The organism is Sphingobium lactosutens DS20 (assembly GCF_000445105.1).
GTDB classification, from domain to species: domain Bacteria; phylum Pseudomonadota; class Alphaproteobacteria; order Sphingomonadales; family Sphingomonadaceae; genus Sphingobium; species Sphingobium lactosutens.
In genome coordinates, this window is sequence record NZ_ATDP01000103.1 from 72309 (window position 1) to 88145 (window position 15837).

Annotated in this window: 21 protein-coding genes; 7 read left to right on the plus strand and 14 right to left on the minus strand. The window is 64.7% G+C overall.

The annotated features are described in order from the left end of the window. Nucleotides 1-51 precede the first annotated feature (51 nt). The 6 genes from crcB (at nucleotide 52) to RLDS_RS47575 (ending at nucleotide 4325) form a co-directional block, all read left to right on the plus strand. Complete coding sequence (gene crcB / locus RLDS_RS47550) at nucleotides 52-450, plus strand: fluoride efflux transporter CrcB (protein ID WP_021227511.1); 399 nt, start codon at nucleotides 52-54, stop codon at nucleotides 448-450. Then, nucleotides 447-1787 (plus strand): RluA family pseudouridine synthase, encoded by a 1341-nt coding sequence (locus RLDS_RS47555; RefSeq protein WP_021227512.1) that lies wholly within the window; start codon nucleotides 447-449, stop codon nucleotides 1785-1787. Before crcB ends, RLDS_RS47555 begins: the two co-directional genes overlap by 4 nt. A gap of 10 nt (nucleotides 1788-1797) precedes the next feature. Then, nucleotides 1798-2457 (plus strand): HAD-IA family hydrolase, encoded by a 660-nt coding sequence (locus RLDS_RS47560; RefSeq protein ID WP_021227513.1) that lies wholly within the window; start codon nucleotides 1798-1800, stop codon nucleotides 2455-2457. After that, nucleotides 2454-2714 carry a hypothetical protein gene (locus RLDS_RS47565; RefSeq protein ID WP_021227514.1) on the plus strand — a complete coding sequence of 87 codons (261 nt, stop codon included), beginning with the start codon at nucleotides 2454-2456 and terminating at the stop codon, nucleotides 2712-2714. Before RLDS_RS47560 ends, RLDS_RS47565 begins: the two co-directional genes overlap by 4 nt. Then, the gene (locus tag RLDS_RS47570; protein WP_021227515.1) at nucleotides 2711-3406 is read left to right on the plus strand and encodes an ATP12 family chaperone protein; all 696 of its coding nucleotides are present in this window, start codon (nucleotides 2711-2713) and stop codon (nucleotides 3404-3406) included. Before RLDS_RS47565 ends, RLDS_RS47570 begins: the two co-directional genes overlap by 4 nt. A 136-nt stretch (nucleotides 3407-3542) precedes the next feature. Beyond that, the gene (locus RLDS_RS47575; RefSeq protein ID WP_084514916.1) at nucleotides 3543-4325 is read left to right on the plus strand and encodes a tetratricopeptide repeat protein; all 783 of its coding nucleotides are present in this window, start codon (nucleotides 3543-3545) and stop codon (nucleotides 4323-4325) included. A 49-nt stretch (nucleotides 4326-4374) separates the two neighbouring features. Here the strand turns inward: RLDS_RS47575 and RLDS_RS47580 are convergent, their stop codons facing one another. The 6 genes from RLDS_RS47580 to RLDS_RS47605 all read right to left on the minus strand — a co-directional run bounded on the left by RLDS_RS47580 (nucleotide 4375) and on the right by RLDS_RS47605 (nucleotide 10410). Next, on the minus strand, nucleotides 4375-5736 hold the full coding sequence (locus RLDS_RS47580) for a methyl-accepting chemotaxis protein (RefSeq protein WP_031298755.1): 1362 nt from the start codon (nucleotides 5734-5736) through the stop codon (nucleotides 4375-4377). 97 nt (nucleotides 5737-5833) lie between these two features. Further along, nucleotides 5834-6751 carry a DMT family transporter gene (locus RLDS_RS47585; protein WP_021227518.1) on the minus strand — a complete coding sequence of 306 codons (918 nt, stop codon included), beginning with the start codon at nucleotides 6749-6751 and terminating at the stop codon, nucleotides 5834-5836. Between the two features lie 31 nt (nucleotides 6752-6782). Then, nucleotides 6783-7841 carry a DUF3667 domain-containing protein gene (locus tag RLDS_RS47590; RefSeq protein WP_021227519.1) on the minus strand — a complete coding sequence of 353 codons (1059 nt, stop codon included), beginning with the start codon at nucleotides 7839-7841 and terminating at the stop codon, nucleotides 6783-6785. A 65-nt stretch (nucleotides 7842-7906) separates the two neighbouring features. Then, entirely contained in the window at nucleotides 7907-8569 is a 663-nt protein-coding gene (locus RLDS_RS47595; RefSeq protein WP_021227520.1) for a murein L,D-transpeptidase catalytic domain-containing protein, read from the minus strand. 52 nt (nucleotides 8570-8621) lie between these two features. Next, complete coding sequence (locus RLDS_RS47600) at nucleotides 8622-8936, minus strand: hypothetical protein (RefSeq protein WP_021227521.1); 315 nt, start codon at nucleotides 8934-8936, stop codon at nucleotides 8622-8624. A 4-nt stretch (nucleotides 8937-8940) separates the two neighbouring features. Then, nucleotides 8941-10410 carry a L,D-transpeptidase family protein gene (locus tag RLDS_RS47605; RefSeq protein ID WP_040603880.1) on the minus strand — a complete coding sequence of 490 codons (1470 nt, stop codon included), beginning with the start codon at nucleotides 10408-10410 and terminating at the stop codon, nucleotides 8941-8943. A gap of 56 nt (nucleotides 10411-10466) precedes the next feature. Here RLDS_RS47605 and RLDS_RS47610 point away from each other — a divergent pair, with 56 nt between their 5' ends. Beyond that, nucleotides 10467-11417, plus strand: a complete 951-nt coding sequence (locus RLDS_RS47610; RefSeq protein WP_052034186.1) for a histone deacetylase family protein — start codon at nucleotides 10467-10469, stop codon at nucleotides 11415-11417. Here RLDS_RS47610 and RLDS_RS47615 read toward each other — a convergent pair. The 8 genes from RLDS_RS47615 to hisB all read right to left on the minus strand — a co-directional run bounded on the left by RLDS_RS47615 (nucleotide 11371) and on the right by hisB (nucleotide 15801). Beyond that, nucleotides 11371-11940, minus strand: a complete 570-nt coding sequence (locus tag RLDS_RS47615) for a hypothetical protein (protein ID WP_021227524.1) — start codon at nucleotides 11938-11940, stop codon at nucleotides 11371-11373. The two genes, RLDS_RS47610 and RLDS_RS47615, sit on opposite strands and share 47 nt — an antisense overlap. Nucleotides 11941-12003: 63 nt before the next feature. Further along, nucleotides 12004-12324: a phosphoribosyl-ATP diphosphatase gene (locus RLDS_RS47620; RefSeq protein WP_021227525.1), complete on the minus strand. Its 321-nt coding sequence runs from the start codon at nucleotides 12322-12324 to the stop codon at nucleotides 12004-12006. Nucleotides 12325-12366: 42 nt separating this feature from the next. Next, on the minus strand, nucleotides 12367-12633 hold the full coding sequence (locus RLDS_RS47625) for a PEP-CTERM sorting domain-containing protein (RefSeq protein ID WP_031298757.1): 267 nt from the start codon (nucleotides 12631-12633) through the stop codon (nucleotides 12367-12369). 126 nt (nucleotides 12634-12759) lie between these two features. Next, nucleotides 12760-13524, minus strand: coding sequence for an imidazole glycerol phosphate synthase subunit HisF (gene hisF / locus RLDS_RS47630; RefSeq protein ID WP_021227527.1), 765 nt, complete (start codon nucleotides 13522-13524; stop codon nucleotides 12760-12762). Continuing rightward, nucleotides 13521-14258: a 1-(5-phosphoribosyl)-5-[(5-phosphoribosylamino)methylideneamino]imidazole-4-carboxamide isomerase gene (gene hisA, locus RLDS_RS47635; protein WP_021227528.1), complete on the minus strand. Its 738-nt coding sequence runs from the start codon at nucleotides 14256-14258 to the stop codon at nucleotides 13521-13523. The genes hisF and hisA overlap by 4 nt, the downstream gene beginning before the upstream one ends. A gap of 27 nt (nucleotides 14259-14285) precedes the next feature. After that, on the minus strand, nucleotides 14286-14900 hold the full coding sequence (hisH, locus tag RLDS_RS47640) for an imidazole glycerol phosphate synthase subunit HisH (RefSeq protein ID WP_021227529.1): 615 nt from the start codon (nucleotides 14898-14900) through the stop codon (nucleotides 14286-14288). After that, nucleotides 14897-15187, minus strand: a complete 291-nt coding sequence (locus tag RLDS_RS47645; protein WP_021227530.1) for a YciI family protein — start codon at nucleotides 15185-15187, stop codon at nucleotides 14897-14899. Before RLDS_RS47645 ends, hisH begins: the two co-directional genes overlap by 4 nt. A gap of 26 nt (nucleotides 15188-15213) precedes the next feature. Further along, complete coding sequence (hisB, locus tag RLDS_RS47650) at nucleotides 15214-15801, minus strand: imidazoleglycerol-phosphate dehydratase HisB (RefSeq protein WP_031298759.1); 588 nt, start codon at nucleotides 15799-15801, stop codon at nucleotides 15214-15216. Between the last annotated feature and the right edge of the window lie 36 nt (nucleotides 15802-15837).

Consider the following 15837-nt stretch of genomic DNA (forward strand, 5'->3'; position numbering starts at 1 on the left):
GGCCCGATTGCGTCCTTTCCCCTGTGGCCGATTCGCTATAGGGCGAACCGCATGACCAATATTCTTCTCGTGATGGGGGGCGGCGCGGTTGGCGCGGCGCTACGCTATCAGCTTGGCCGCCTGGCCGGGCATCTGACGCCGGGCGCGACCTGGCCCTGGGGCACGTTCGCCGCCAATCTGATCGGCGGCTTCGCCATGGGGCTGCTGGCCGGATGGCTGACGCGCGAAAGTGGCGCGACCGGGCCGATCAACGGCGAATCGCTGCGCCTGTTGCTGGGCGTCGGCCTGCTGGGTGGGTTCACCACATTTTCCGCCTTCAGCCTAGAAACGATGCTGATGATCGAGCGCGGTCAGGCGATCACGGCGTTGCTATATGCGCTGGCGTCGCTTGGTGGCGCGGTCTGCGCTTTGGGGCTGGGCCTGATGCTGATGCGGAGCGCTGCGGCATGAAGGGGCGTCCTCCCGGCAAAAGCGGCCCGCCCGCGCGCGGTGGCAATCCCAAGGATGGCCGCAAGCCCGCGGCGCGCGGCAAGCCGACGGGCGCGCGCACCCGCGATGGCGACAAGCCGGCGTTCAAACCCCGCGCGCCGGCCGCAGCGAAATCGGGCGCTGCCCGCAGCGCGGCGCCCAAGCCGGCGGTTGCGACAAAACCCAATGCGGCCAAGCCCAACCCGGCTAGAGGCGTGTCGCTCGACGTGCGGCAATATCGCGTCGCGGCGGATGATGACGGCATCCGGCTGGATCGCTGGTTCCAGCGGCATCTGCCCGATGTCGGCTTCAACCTGGTTTCACGCTGGTCGCGCACCGGGCAGTTGCGGGTCGATGGCGCGCGCGCCGCGCCGGGCGACCGCATCAGCGAAGGCCAGATGATCCGGGTGCCGCCGGCCGAACAAAAGCCCGATGCAGCCGACCGACCCAGGCGCGTCCGGGTCGTCGACCTGACGCCGGATGAAATCAGCTACGCGCAGGACATGGTGATCCACCGCGACGCCCAGGCGATCGTCATCAACAAGCCGCCGGGCCTTGCGACGCAGGGCGGCACCAAGACCGACGAGCATGTCGACAAATTGCTCGACGCGCTGCTGTTCGACGCCGAATCCCGCCCGAAGCTGGTGCATCGGCTGGACAAGGACACGTCGGGCGCGCTGCTGCTGGCGCGCACGAGCCGCGCCGCCGCCCATTTCGCCAAGGCCTTTTCCAGCCGCACGGCGCGGAAAGTCTATTGGGCGCTGGTGATGGGCGTGCCGTCGATCGAGGATGGCATGATCGAATTGCCGATCGCCAAGCAGCCGGGCACCGGTGGCGAGAAGATGCATGTCGATGAGGAGGAAGGGCTGCCCGCCCGGTCGCGCTATCGCGTCATCGAACGCGCGGGCAATCGCGCCGCCTGGGTCGAGTTGCAACCCTATACCGGCCGCACCCATCAGTTGCGCGTGCATATGGCGGCGATCGGCCACCCGATCGTGGGCGACGGCAAATATGGCGGCAAGGACGCCTTTCTGTCGGGCACGATCAGCCGCAAGATGCATCTGCACGCCCGGCGCATTCGGGTCGATCATCCCGATGGCGGGCGGGTCGACATGACGGCACAATTGCCAACGCATTTCGCCAACAGTCTGCACGAACTGGGGTTCGATCTGGCGCTGGGCGACATGCCGCTGGACGACGAGATCGACCGGACACCCACGCGCGAGGATGAGAAGAAAGCCGCGCGCCAACACGCCAAACAATATCGCAAGGGGCGCAAGGGCGAACGGCGCGCGCGCGGCAGCACGCGCAAGGGGTGAGGCGCCGCGCATGACCAATCGCCTGGCCGTGTTCGATTGCGACGGCACGCTGGTCGACAGCCAGCATAATATCTGCGCCGCCATGACCCGCGCGTTCGAGGCGGTGCAGCTTGCCCCGCCCGAACGGCTGGCGATCCTCGCGGTGGTGGGGCTATCGCTGCCAGTCGCGATGGCGCATCTGCTGCCGGACGCGGAAAGCGACTTCCATGACCATATGGCCGAGCATTACAAACAGGCGTTCCGGTCGCTGCGGCAGGACAATGCCGTATCGGAACCGCTCTATCCCGGCATGGCCGACCTGATCGCGGAACTGGACGCGGCGGGTTGGCTGCTGGGCGTGGCGACGGGCAAGTCCGATCGCGGCCTCCATCTCTGCCTCACGCATCATGGCATCATCGACCGGTTCGTGACGCTCCAGACCGCCGACCGTCACCCGTCCAAGCCCCATCCCTCAATGCTGCTGACGGCGATGGCGGAAGCGGGCGCGGCGCCTGAGACAACCGTGATGATCGGCGACACGAGCTTCGACATCGACATGGGGCTGGCGGCCGGCGCACGCGCGATCGGCGTCGCATGGGGCTATCATCCGCCGCAGCAGCTGACAGCGGCCGGCGCGCATGGCGTCGCCATGGACAGCGCCGACCTGCGCCGCCATATCGGCGCGCCATGAACGATAGCCCCCCTCCCCCGCCCTCCCCCGATCCGGAAAAGGTTGCGCGCCAGCGCCATTTCGCCATCGGCCTGTTTCGCCTGTCCGGGGCGTTCATCGTCATGTTCGGCTTCCTGGCGATCATGCAGCGATTTTCCTGGGTGCAGGGTGGCAAGGCAAAAGCCTTCGGGACCATCATGGTGCTGACCGGCCTGTTCCAGTTCGTCATCGTGCCGCGCCTGCTGCTGGCGCTGTTTCGCAAAAGGCCGCCGCAATGAAGCGCTTTTACAAGGACGTGACCATCGTCGAGGGACGGGATGGTTTGGCCATCGAACTGGATGGCCGGGCCGTCCGCACGCCCGCGCGCGCGCCGCTGGCGCTTCCCACCCGGGATCTGGCGGAGGCCGTTGCAGCCGAATGGCGGGCGCAGGGGGACGAGATCGACCCGGCGGCGATGATCTTCACCGGCCTGTCGAACGCAGCCATCGATCATATCGCGCCCAATCCGGAGGAGTTCGCGGCCGGCATCGCCCGTTACGCGCAAAGCGACCTGCTCTGCTATCGCGCGGATGGCCCCGACGCGCTGGTGGCGCGGCAAGCGGCGGCATGGGACCCACTGCTGGACTGGGCGGCAAACCGCTATGATGCGCCTCTGATCGTGACCCAGAGTGTCATCCCGGTGTCGCAACCCCAAGACAGCCTCGCCCGCCTGGAGGCGGCGGTACGAGCCCATGATCCTTTCATGCTCGCAGGATTGTCGACATTGGTGACGCTAAGCGGATCGCTGATCTGCGGGCTGGCGATTGTCGAGGGCGGGCATGATCCCGACGCGCTATGGCAGGCGGTGCAGGTCGACGAACAGTGGCAGAGCGAGCAATGGGGCGAAGATTCGCAAGCGGCCGCGCGGAACCTGCGTCGCGCGGGCGAGTTTTCCACAGCCGGAGCGTTTTGCACGATGAGCCGAGTTTGAGGGACTCGGAACCGGGCTATTGCTTCGTTCATTGAAGGAGTTGAGACGCGCGGAAATCGCGCTGGATCGATCGTTTCGATGCAACCAGTTCAAGGAGACCCTGACATTGGCCCGATATGCCAAATTCGCCTATCTGATGTTCGCAGCACCGCTGGCGCTGGCTGCGCCCGCGATGGCGCAGCAGACGCCGGCCGCTCCGGCCGCCCCCGCGCAGCCCACCGACGCGACGACGCCGGCTGATACCACGGCAACCCCCGCAACTGATGCAACGACGCCTGCGCCGGCTACTACGGCGCGCGAAATGACGCCCGACGAGATCGCGGCCTTCAATCAGGCCGTGACCGACTTCACCGCCGGCCAGAGCGCCCAGCAGGCCGGCGACAATGCCGGCGCGGTGGCCAAATATGACGCGGCTATCCCCGCCATCCGCACCGCAGTAGAGGCCGATCCCAGCAAGATCGACAATGTGAATTTCCTGGCCAATGCGCTTTATGCCGATGCCGCGGCCTATGGCGCGATGGGCCAGATGGACAAGGTGATCTCGCTCTATGACGAGGCCCTGCCCTATTGGCGCAAGGTCGTGGAGGCCAAGCCTGAAGATACGGCGAGCCGGAACATTCTGGCCGGCATGCTGATCCAGATGGGTAACCAAAAGCTCGCCGTGCAGGACACAGATGGCGCTGATCCCTATTATCAGGAAGCGTTGACGCTGGCGCGCAAATCCGCGGCAGCCCAGCCGACCGATGCGGTCAGCAAGAATATCCTCCTGTCGGCGCTGATCGGTGCGAGCCAGACGACGACGGAAGAAGGCCTGCGCGACGAAGCGCTCAACATGGGCAAGGCGATGATGGCGGACGGCACGATCGACGCGACCAATCGCCCCTCGATCGAGATCATGACCGGCGCAAAATCCGGCTGAATGATTGCCGGGGTCGGGCGCGCAGAGCGCCTGGTCCCGGCAGGTCGGCTTATCCCTGGTCCTGATAGGCCATCTGCAACACACCCCAGTGCCGGCCGCAAATATGGATAGAGGCGATGACCTGTTTCAACAGGACCACCTCGCCGTCTGCGGTCGGACGACGATAGGCCTTGATGCAGAAGGGCTGCGTCGTTCGGCATTGCTCGCGCGTATCGGGAAAATCGAAGATCAGACCCTGGCGTGAATGCTCCGCGTTCCAGACCGGTTGCCCCGGACGCTGCGGATGCGCGCGTTCGGGCATGGCGACCGCGCCAAAGGCATTACGATCGGTAAAGGTCATCCCAAACAGGCCGGTATAGCCTCTGGCCATTTCCTGACGCGCACGGGCCGCCGGGATCATCACAGATTGCACGGGATGGGTATATTGTTCAGGGTCCGTGCCCGTGATCAGCGCATAATTTTCGCTGAACACGTCGGCCTCGCTGATCTCCCCCTTGGCGATCGCTCGTTCGACCGCTTGGGACACGGCCTGCGAAGATTCCAGGCTGAAGCGTATATAGGGCGAATCCGGAATATCGACGCCGCTTTCGGCGAGATATTGCAGCAGGAGATTTGTGTCTTCGCTAGCGCTGGTGATGCGGCCGGACAGACGCTGCAAACCCCCGGCATTGTCGCTCGACGTGCTGGCCAGGGCGGATAGCCCGACGCGAATTTCTCCCGCCGATCCCACCATGGACCCAATGCGTTGCGCCACGGTTTCGCTATTGTTCGACAGGTCAAGCATGAGCGCCGCTAACCGCTCCACAAGTGCCTCGATATTGCGCGTGTCGGACTGGGCCGTGCGGGCGGTCTGCGCGCCACGCGAAATGCTGTCCAGCATGCCGTCCGCTTCACCCGTCAGCGCCGCGATCGATCGTTCGATCGTCTGGGTCGCCGCGCCGGTTTCCTGCGCCAGTTTCTTGACCTCTGCCGCGACCACGGCGAACCCGCGACCGGCGTCACCGGCGCGCGCGGCCTCGATCGTCGCGTTGAGCGCCAGCAAATTGGTCTGGCTGGCAATGCCGCTGATGACGCTGGTGACATGAGCGACGGTCTTGAGCGCCTCGCCAAAGCCATCGAGCCGCGCGTGGATGCGACTGACCTGTTCGATCAGATCGACGAAATTCATATTGGCGGCCGACAGCTGACGCCCCGAATCGTCAATGATCGCGCGGGCGGCCACGGCCTTTTCGCGGGCATCCTGACCCGCCAGCGATACGCGTTCGCCATCCTGAGACAATTGGGCGGCGGCAGAACTGATGGCTTCGATCGTCTGCGCCTGCTGCGTCACGCGCGTGGCGAGCTCGCCGATATCGGCTTGTAGATCAAGCGTGCGAATGCCCAGGTCGCCAGATAATTTGGCAACCTTCATCACCGCGCGCGCGACATTGTCGGAATGCGTGTCCCTCATCACTATGAAGCCTTATCGCCGCATAGTAAATTATCTGTTAGCGGCACCAAGCTACCTGTTAGAGCGCGCCCGCCAGAGCGAGGACGACGCCGGTCGCCACCAGCACAAGACCCGCCACTTCGCTGCGGCGCATAGTTTCGCGCAGATAGAAATGCCCGAACGCCATGGTGAATGCCACCTCCACCTGCCCCACGATCCGGACGAGCGCGACCGGCGCGGTGGCAAAGCCGGTGAACCAGCAGGCCGACCCCAAGGCCGACAGGAAACCCACTTGGCCGGATACCCGCCAGCTGCTGAAAACCCTGCGCATTTCGGCAGGCTCTCGCCACAAGAGCCAGCCGCCCTGCATGACCGTCTGCATCGGCACGGTCATCGCCAATATGATAAGGGCGGCGAAGATCGGCGTATCGGTGTGCACGCCCTGCGTCGCACGACGAATGCCGATTGCCGTCAGCGCGAAGAAGAAGCCCGAGGCAATGCCCGTAACCGCCGCAGGCTGGCCCAGGGCGCGCAGGAAATCCATCAACCCCATCTTGCGGCCGCCGGTCGATAGCAACATCACGCCCGCAACGCCGAAACCGATGCCGATCCAGGCGAGCGGCGGCAATCTTTCGCCCAGCAGCAGAAAAGACAGGGCGGCACCCTGCACCGCCTCCGTCTTGGAATAGGCCGTGCCGGCGACGAAATTGCGATAGCGAAATGCGCTGATCAGCAGATTGGTCGCGATGATCTGCGCCAGACCGCCCGCGGCGCAGAAGAACAGGACGTTCGCATCCATGCGCGGCCAGGGATGGGGAAAGAGGACGCGATAGAGCGCCAGCAGCGTAATGGTGAAGGGAATGCCGTAAAGATAGCGGACCAGGCCCGCGCCGTTCAGGGACAGGGTGTCGCTCACCCGGCGCTGGACCGCCGTGCGCCAAGCCTGAAGCGCGCCGGCGACCAAGGTGGCTGGCAGCCATATGGGAGAAGTGATCATGCCGCGTCCTATAGCGGGGACGCGCGCGCCGTCATCCCATCATCGCCACGAAAGTGAAGAAGAGCGACAGCGACACGCAGGCGAAGCCGTACAGCAGCGGCAGGCGCAAAATCGTGCTGGTCCGCGACAGGGAATAGGCGTCCTTGAACTGGCGATACATATGCCAGGCCGCGAACAGCAACAAAGCGGTTGTGACAAGACCGCTGGTGACATGCAAGGCCGTCATTATCATCGACAGGGAGAAAAGCAGCGACATGAACGCGATGGAATATGTCACGTAAATGGCGTGATCATACATCTTGAAGCGGCGGCTGAAGGGAAAGAGCAGCCATAGGAACGGCAGGGAGATGAGGATCAGCGCCCAGGAGAATTTATAGGCGTTGGCCTTTAGCTTGTAATAGGCCAACTCCGGATTTTTGGCGGCCGCATTGATGGTTTTACCCACCGTCCTGGCAACGCCGCCATTAACGCCATCGACGGTCAGGGCGTTGGTGATATTGCCCGCGAGCGTCAGCCCTTTTCGGTCATCGCGCGCATCGTCAAGCGCCTCGGCCAATGCCTCCCGCCGGTCGCGGGTCAAGCCAGGCCGCGCGAGGTCAGCTTCCAGCTTTCGTATCCGGGCATCCGCCTTTGCCTGTTCCTGCGCCAGTTCGGCGCGAGCAGCGGCATTCATCTGGACGCCATTGCTCTGGCCTTCGGGCCCATGATGACTGGTCAGCGAAAAGACCGCATACATCAGGAAGGCGCTGAACAGGAACAGGGCAAAGGGCGACACGAATTTCGCGCGCTCCCCATGGACGTAGCGGCGTGTCAGCTTGCCCGGTCGCAGCGCCAGTTCGGGCAAGGTCGTGAATATCTTGCCTTCCAGATGCAGCACGCCATGCGCCAGATCATGCCCGATCGCAGCAAAGCTGCGATGCGTGTGCGCCGCCTGGCCGCATTGCGCACAATAAGGGCCGTCGAGGGCCGCGCCACAATTGAGGCAGGCGCCGTGGCCAGGCTGATGCGCCTCGCCATGGGCCGGCTCGACAGTCCGCGCCAGCATCGCCCCGGTGACCGCGTCACCCGCTGCTTCGATTCCCCCGTTCATGCGCGCAGACTATCAGCGGTGTATCAGCAACGCCAGACAGCGAATGGACGCGCGCTCCCGTCGGATCAGGCCGCGCCGAGCTTGCCTGAATAGAGGAGCCGGCCCTGCCCCAGCAGCCCCAAGACCTGCGGCACCAGATGCGGCGCAACCGCGAAGCAGCCTTCGCTCCGGCCGCATTTGCCCCAGGTCGCGACATGATCTTCCGTCACATAATCCGCGCCATGAATGACGATGGCGCGCGCTTCGGCGTTGTTGTTTTGTGGATCGAGCCCGGCAAGGCGCATTGAACGTCCATGCTGGCCCACATATTCCGCCTCCGTGCGGAACGCGCCCTGGCAGCTCGCTAGAGAATTGAATTCATTGGAAAAGCTATGCAGCCAGCCGGAATGGCCGGGGTCCGATCCACGCCCATGCGATACGAGATAGCTGTTGGCCTGTCCGCTGACCAGATCGACGATATGCATCCGCATATCCTTTGACGGCGCGTCGAAATCGACGATGCCGACGCGGTCACGCAGGGCGAAGGCGGCGCCATGCTGGTCCAGCGCGGCGCGCGCGCGGTCCAGCAGCGCGGCATAGCGCGGCAACGGCCGCGCCGGTGCTGCGGGGACGGGAGGCGGCGCGGCGGGTTGCGGCATGACCGGCGGCGCGGCACGGCCCATGCTGTCCGATAAAAACGAAAAAGCGAGTCCGCTCAAAGCGAACTTCGTAAAATTGCGGCGATCCATGCCCGCGTTATAGCAAAGCGCGCGCCCCGGTTGAACCCCGGAGCGCGAGAGGTCAGCCGCCTATATTGCTCGCTTCATCGACAGGCTGAACCGCCTCATCGTCGCGCGGCAGGCGTGACGTCATGCCTGTCGCCTCCGCATCATCCAGGATCTGCTGCTCCTGCGAGATCGCAGGCGGCGGCGCGACCGGCGGCGCCTCGACCTGGTTTTGCGGCTCTGGCATCGGCGCGTCCGGTTCGTCGACGATGACATTTTCGACCGGCGGCTCGACCAGATTATTGACCGGCGCAGGCGCGTCTTCTTCCTTTTTGCCGCAAGCGGCCAGGGCAAGGGCGCCGGACAGCGCGATCAGGGCAATTTTGCGCATGGGATCAGTCCTTCGATGCGATGGAGGCGGGGGCCGGTGCGGCGGTCGGATCGGCGCGGCTGCTCGACGCCTCGATCTTCTGCGCCAGCAGCTTGTCCCAGCCATAGGGATCATTACGGAACGACACGACGCCGTCGCCATTGGCAAAGGCCGTCCAGTAAAGGAGATAGACGGCGACATCCTGTGGCAGGGACACGCGCTGCGTTTTCCCTTCGTCAATCAGGTTCTGGATCTGGCCATTGAGGTCCGGGGAGGCAGCAACCATCTGCTCGGCCAAGGCCACCGGCTTTTCCAAGCGGATGCAGCCATGGCTCGCCAGCCGGTCATAGCTGGAAAATTTGCCCCGCGACGGCGTGTCATGCAGGTAGACGGCGAAGGGGTTGTTGAAGTCGAACTTCAATCGGCCCAGCGCGCTGTTGGGACCGGCCGGCTGCACGATGCGCTCGCCCCCTTCTGGCGTCTTGACGATCTTGTACCCCTGCCGGATCAGCGTGGCGCGTCCCTTGGGGAAGAGTTCGCGCCGGGCGATCGACATCGGCACGTTCCACGGCGGGTTGACGACGATCGAATGGATGCTGGAGGACAGCATCGGCGTCTGGTTATCCGGGCTGCCTGTCACGGCGCGCATCGACGTGACCGGCTGGTCCCCTTCGAACAGCGTCAGCACGGCGGCGGCGATGTTCACCTGCACCCGGTTGACGGGCAGGCTGCGCGGCATCCAGCGCCACCGTTCCATATTCGCCATGATCGCGGCGATGCGGTCATCGACCCCGACGTTGAGCGCGGCGAGCGTCCGGGCGTCCAGATTGCCGGTGGGATTGAGGCCGTAGCGGCGTTGCGCCCGCTGAATGATATCGGTCAGCTTTTCGTCCGGCGACACGCTGGGGTCTTCCAGGGCGATGCGCTTGCGAACGGCGTCCGGCGACGAGGAGGCGGACAGGGTCTGCCAGCCGCCCTGATCCCGGATCGCTTCGTAGCGCTCCAGCCCCTTGCGCAACGTCTCATAGCCCGCCCAGGGCGGTGTCAGCCGGCTGGCCCATTGGTCCAGGCTGTCCTCCGCCACCGCCTTGGCAAGGCCGGGGCGCGGGTCGAACTTTTCCGGACGCAGCGCCCAGATATCGAGGAAATCGGCCGTGTCGACGCGTCCGGTGCTGAGCGCGCGGGCGCGGTCGAGCATCGCGTCGACAAGCGCCTGGCCACGCAGCGGACCGCTGCGCTTTTGCCGGGCCATCAGCCCCTGGGCAGCGCCGGTCTTGAGCCAGTCATTGGCCCACGCTTCCTGCGCGGCGGACAGGGACGGGATGGGAACGGGCGGTCGCAGCGCGGGAATGGGCTGCACCATGCCCGATCCCGGCAGGGTCGGCGCAACCGCGGGCGGCGGCGTCTGCGCCAGGGCAGGCAGGACGACGAGCGATGAAGCGGCAAAGCCGACCATTGCGGCGAAGGAAAATCGGGTCATGGAGGGACGGTTCATGCTGGACCAGATAGCGCAAAGCTTTCTAGGTTCAAATCGCGATAGTGGAAAAGATCATGCTGCACGTTGTTCACCACCCGGCCTATGTCTCCCCGGCAACACCCGGCAGCGCCTATCGTTTCGACAAATATGGCCTGGTGATGGATGCGCTGGCGCAAAGCGGCGCGAAGATGACCGTTCATACGCCAGAACCGATGCCGCGCGCATGGATCGAAGCCGTGCACGACCCCGATTATGTGGAAGAGGTGACAAGCCTGACTGTCCCGCCGGATAAGGCGCGCCGGATCGGATTTCCCATCACCGACCGCGTGGCGACACGGTCCCTCCTGTCGCCCGGTGGCACCTGGGCCGCAGCGCGACTGGCGAAAGTCCATGGCTATGCCGCCAATGCGGCGGGCGGCAGCCACCATGCCCTGTATGAAACCGGCGCAGGCTATTGCGTGTTCAACGACCTGGCGATCGCATCCAACCGGTTGATCGCGGAAGGGGACGCCGGTCATATCCTGATCCTGGACCTTGACGTGCATCAGGGTGACGGCACCGCCGCATTGATGGCGGGGCGGGCCGATATCTTCACAATGTCTATTCATGCCGAACGCAATTTCCCGGTGCGAAAGGCGCGATCCAGCCTGGATATCGGGCTGGAGGACGGTGTCGATGACGATGGCTATATGGCCGTGCTGACTGACAGCCTGCCACGGATATTGGATGACTTCGCGCCCGATCTGATCCTGTATCAGGCCGGGGTCGACCCCCATGGCGATGACAGGTTAGGACGGTTGAACCTTACCGACGCCGGACTCGACGCCCGCGACAAATATGTCCTGCGTCAGGCCCGCCAGCGCGCCATTCCGGTCGCCAGCACCATGGGCGGCGGATATGGCGCGGACCGCATGGCGATCGCGCGTCGCCATGCGGCCTGTATGATCCGCATGGCGCAGGAGGCGGCCGCGTGGCCGGTCAAGGATGCGTCGTCGACGCTCCGGGCAGCGCCCTCGACTCCATGATCCTGGCCGCGATCAGGCCGGCTGCGGCCAGCGCGATGAAATCGCTGAAGGCCAGATATAGGAAATAGCCCCAGGGCGCATGGTTGAAGACCGGCTGACCGAGATGCAGCCAGAGCACGGCGGCGATCGAAAACAAAATGGTGACGCGCATGCGGCTGCCGAAATCGGTCAAAGCAAAACGCAGAGCGAGCGCGATGAGGATGCCGACCGCCAGTGCCAGGATCAGCCCGCCGATCAGCGACGCGCCGTCCGTTACCGGAAAACCGCTGCTGTTGTAAAAGACCTGGGCGATCGGGCCACGGCCGTAGAGGATCGTGCCCTGTGCGGTGGCCGGATCGGGGATGACATAGACGCCGGTGCCGGTCGCGTTCAGCCCCTGGGCGAGCGCGGCCTGAAGATTGGCGCTTTCCTGATCGCCCGCGCGGCTGAAGGCCAGTGCGCTGAGCGGCGTGCCCCAAAAGACAAAGCCGATAATATACATGGCGAGGCCGCCGAGCAGACCCCCGATAACCGAACGAACCATGATAGTCCCCCATCCCTGCGATGACTTCGCCGGCTAAACGCCGGATGGGGCAATTTTATCCGTTCAGTCGGACGGCCGTGCCGCCTTTTCCGCAAGTCCTGACATCCCCTCGCGCCTGTCCAGTTCGTCAAGGACGCTGTCCAGCGGAATATCGAGATCCGCGAGCAGGACCAGAAGATGGAAAAGCAGATCTGCGCTTTCGCCCACCGCGCCGGCGCGATCGTCGGCCATCGCGGCGATCACGGTTTCCACCGCTTCCTCGCCCACCTTCTGCGCGATCTTCGCACGGCCCCTGGCGGTCAGCTTGGCGACATAAGACGCCGTCGGATCGGCCGTGCGCCGTTGAAGGATGGTCTGTTCCAGGTGATGAAGAGTCGCGCGCATAGGGCGCATCAAGCGCCACGCGCGCAACCCGTCAAATGAAATTTACTTCCGGCGGTTCTTGCGGTGCGCCACGACCGCGCGGCCACACAGCACGGCCGCACCCATCGCGAACAGCGCCATCTGCTCGGGTTCGGGCACCGGCGTCGGCGTGCCGCCCGACGAACCGCCGGTGGACGAGCCACCACCCGACGAGGACGAACCGCCGCACTTGCCGAACCAGCATCCCCAGGTCGCCTGCGCCGGTGCGGGCACGGCAGCGCCCATCAAAGCAGCAACCCCAACCATCAAAAGCGTTTTTCCGTATGTCATGTCACACCCCTGCTACCAAAGAACGGAATTGGTCGAGGTCCGGAAATACGGGACGCGCAGGCACCTTTCCAACGGATTAACCACAATAATGACGGCGCAAATGTGCCATTTTGATCCACCCTTTCATCAGGCGGCGCGGACCGGCACCCCTGCGGCCGCTAAAGCGCGATGCGCATCGCCCACGCTATGCTGACCGAAATGAAAAATGGATGCGGCCAGCACTGCGCTGGCATGCCCCTGTATCACGCCATCGACGAGGTGATCGAGCGTGCCAACCCCGCCGCTGGCAATCACCGGCACGGATACCGCGTCGGCAATGGTACGCGTGAGGGCGATGTCATAGCCCTGCCGGGTTCCATCTCCATCCATCGACGTCACCAGTAATTCGCCCGCACCCAGCTCCGCAAGGCGCAGCGCATGCTCCAGCGCGTCGATGCCGGTGGACTTGCGCCCGCCATGGGTGAAGATTTCCCAGCGCCCCTCCCCCAGCTTGCGCGCGTCGACGGAGCCGACGATGCACTGGCTGCCGAAACGGTCGGCAATATCCGCGACCAGTTCGGGGCGTACGACCGCCGCGCTGTTGACCGCGACCTTGTCCGCGCCCGCCAGCAGCAGCGCGCGTGCGTCATCCGCGCTGCGCACGCCGCCCCCGACGGTCACGGGCATGAAGCATACCTCGGCCGTGCGCCGCACCACGTCCAATATCGTGCCCCGCGCCTCATGCGTGGCGGTGATGTCGAGGAAGCAGAGCTCATCCGCGCCGGCCGCGTCATAGAGGCGCGCTTGCTCCACTGGGTCGCCAGCGTCCTTGAGGTCGACGAAATTGACGCCCTTGACCACGCGACCATTGGCGACGTCGAGGCAGGGAATGACGCGGGTGCGGACGGTCATGCCGCCGCCTGCGCGACCGCCATGGCGGTTTTCAGATCCAGGCGCCCATCATAGAGCGCCCGGCCGGTGATGACGCCCTCAATCCCCTCATCCGCATGAAGACTGAGTATCCGGATATCGGCGATCCCAGCCACGCCGCCGCTGGCGATCACCGGAATGTCGGTCGCGCGCGCGAGATCGACGGTCGCGTCGATGTTGCATCCCTTGAGCAGGCCGTCGCGTCCAACGTCGGTGAAGAGCAGGCTGGCGACACCGGCATCCTCGAAACGGCGGGCCAGGTCGACCACCGGCATGTCGCTCTTTTCCGCCCAGCCGTCGGTGGCGACGAACCCGTCGCGCGCGTCCACCGCGACAACGATGCCGCCGGGAAAGTCGCGAGCCGCCGCCTTGACGAAGACTGGGTCCTTGAGCGCGGCGGTGCCGATCACGATGCGCGATACGCCAAGATCGAACCAGCGCTCCACCGCCGCGCGGTTACGGATGCCGCCGCCCAGCTGAACATGGCCGGGAAAGGCGTCAATGATCGCCTCCACCGCTGCGGCATTGACCGCCTCGCCAGCGAAGCTGCCGTCCAGATCCACCACGTGAAGATGCTGCGCGCCCGCCTGCGCGAACAGGAGCGCCTGCGCGGCGGGATTGTCACCATAAATTGTGGCGCGATCCATGTCCCCTTCGGCCAAGCGGACGACCTGGCCGCCTTTAAGGTCGATGGCGGGAAAGACGATCAGGGACATGGGTGAAACCTTTGCGCGCGGCAGCTGTCAGGGCCGCCAGTCGAGAAAGCGGGACAGGAAGGACAAGCCATAGGCCTGACTTTTTTCCGGGTGAAACTGGCAACCGATGATCGTGTCGCGGGCGACAGCGGCGACCAGCGGGCCGCCATGGTCGGTCACGGCGGCGACATGGGCCGGATCGGCCGCATCGAAATGATAGCTGTGCAGGAAATAGGCTTCCCCAGGCTGGAGCAGGCCCGGCGCGCCCGTCAGCGTCACGTCGTTCCAGCCCATATGCGGCACCTTGGCCGTTGCATCGGCGGGTTCGATCCGCTGCACTGTGCCGGGAATCCAGCCAAGGCCTTCATGACGGCCAAATTCCTCGCCTGCATCGGCGAGCAACTGCATGCCGACGCACACGCCCAGAAAAGGGGTGCCGCACGCGTTCACCGCCTCGCCCATCGCTTCGACCATGCCGGGAATCGCGACCAGCGCGTCGCGACAGGCTCGAAAAGCGCCGACGCCCGGCAGCACGATACGGTCGGCCCGCGCTACCGCATCGGCGTCCGCCGTGATGACGATATGCCGCGCCCCCGCCTTGCGCAGGGCATTATGCACCGAATGAAGGTTGCCCGCGCCATAGTCGATCAGGGCGATGGTCACGCCAGCAACGACTCCAGCGTGACGCCTGCCGCCGCGCGCACCGCGTTGAATTCGATGAGGTCGAAAGTCGAAAGCCCGTTCTGGAAGAAGGGATCGGTCGCGGCTTGTTCCTGCAATTCCGCGCGCGTGCCACGCGCCAGGATGATCCCGCCGTCGCGGGGATTGCGTGGGCCGGCCAGCAGCATCCATCCGTCGGCGATCCCCTGGTCGAGCCAGGCGCGATGAGCCGGGCGGTGGGGCTCAAGCGCTTCAAGCCCTGCGGTATAGGTCAGGGAAATGATGAACATGCCTGATGGTCCTTTACGCCGGAAATTTACAACATGCCTTTGGTCGAAGGGATGGCGTCGGCCTTGCGCGGGTCGACCTCCACCGCCTGCCGCAGCGCCCGGGCCAGGCCCTTGAACGCGCTTTCCACGATATGATGATTATTGCTGCCATAGAGGAGTTCGATATGCAGCGTGATGCCGGCCGCCTGGGCGAAGCTGTGGAAGAAATGCTCCACCATTTCGGTATCCCATTCGCCGACCTTCGTGACCGTGAAGGGCAGCTTGCATACCAGCCAGGGGCGGCCTGAAATATCCAGCGCGACCCGGCTCAACGTTTCGTCCATCGGAGAATAGACGCTGCCATAGCGGCTGATCCCGCGCTTGTCGCCCAGCGCCTTGGCCACCGCTTCGCCAATGGCGATCGCCGTATCTTCAGTCGTGTGGTGCTGGTCGACATGCAGGTCGCCGACGGTCTTGACCGTCATGTCGATCAGCGAATGGCGCGAAAGCTGTTCGAGCATATGGTCGAAAAAGCCGATGCCCGTCGACACGGTGTAAAGCCCGGTGCCATCCAGGTTGACGGTCACATCGATCTGCGTTTCCGCAGTGTTGCGGTGAATTTCGGCCGTGCGCATGGCCGCCCTATAGCGTGTGGAACGCAGCATGCAATG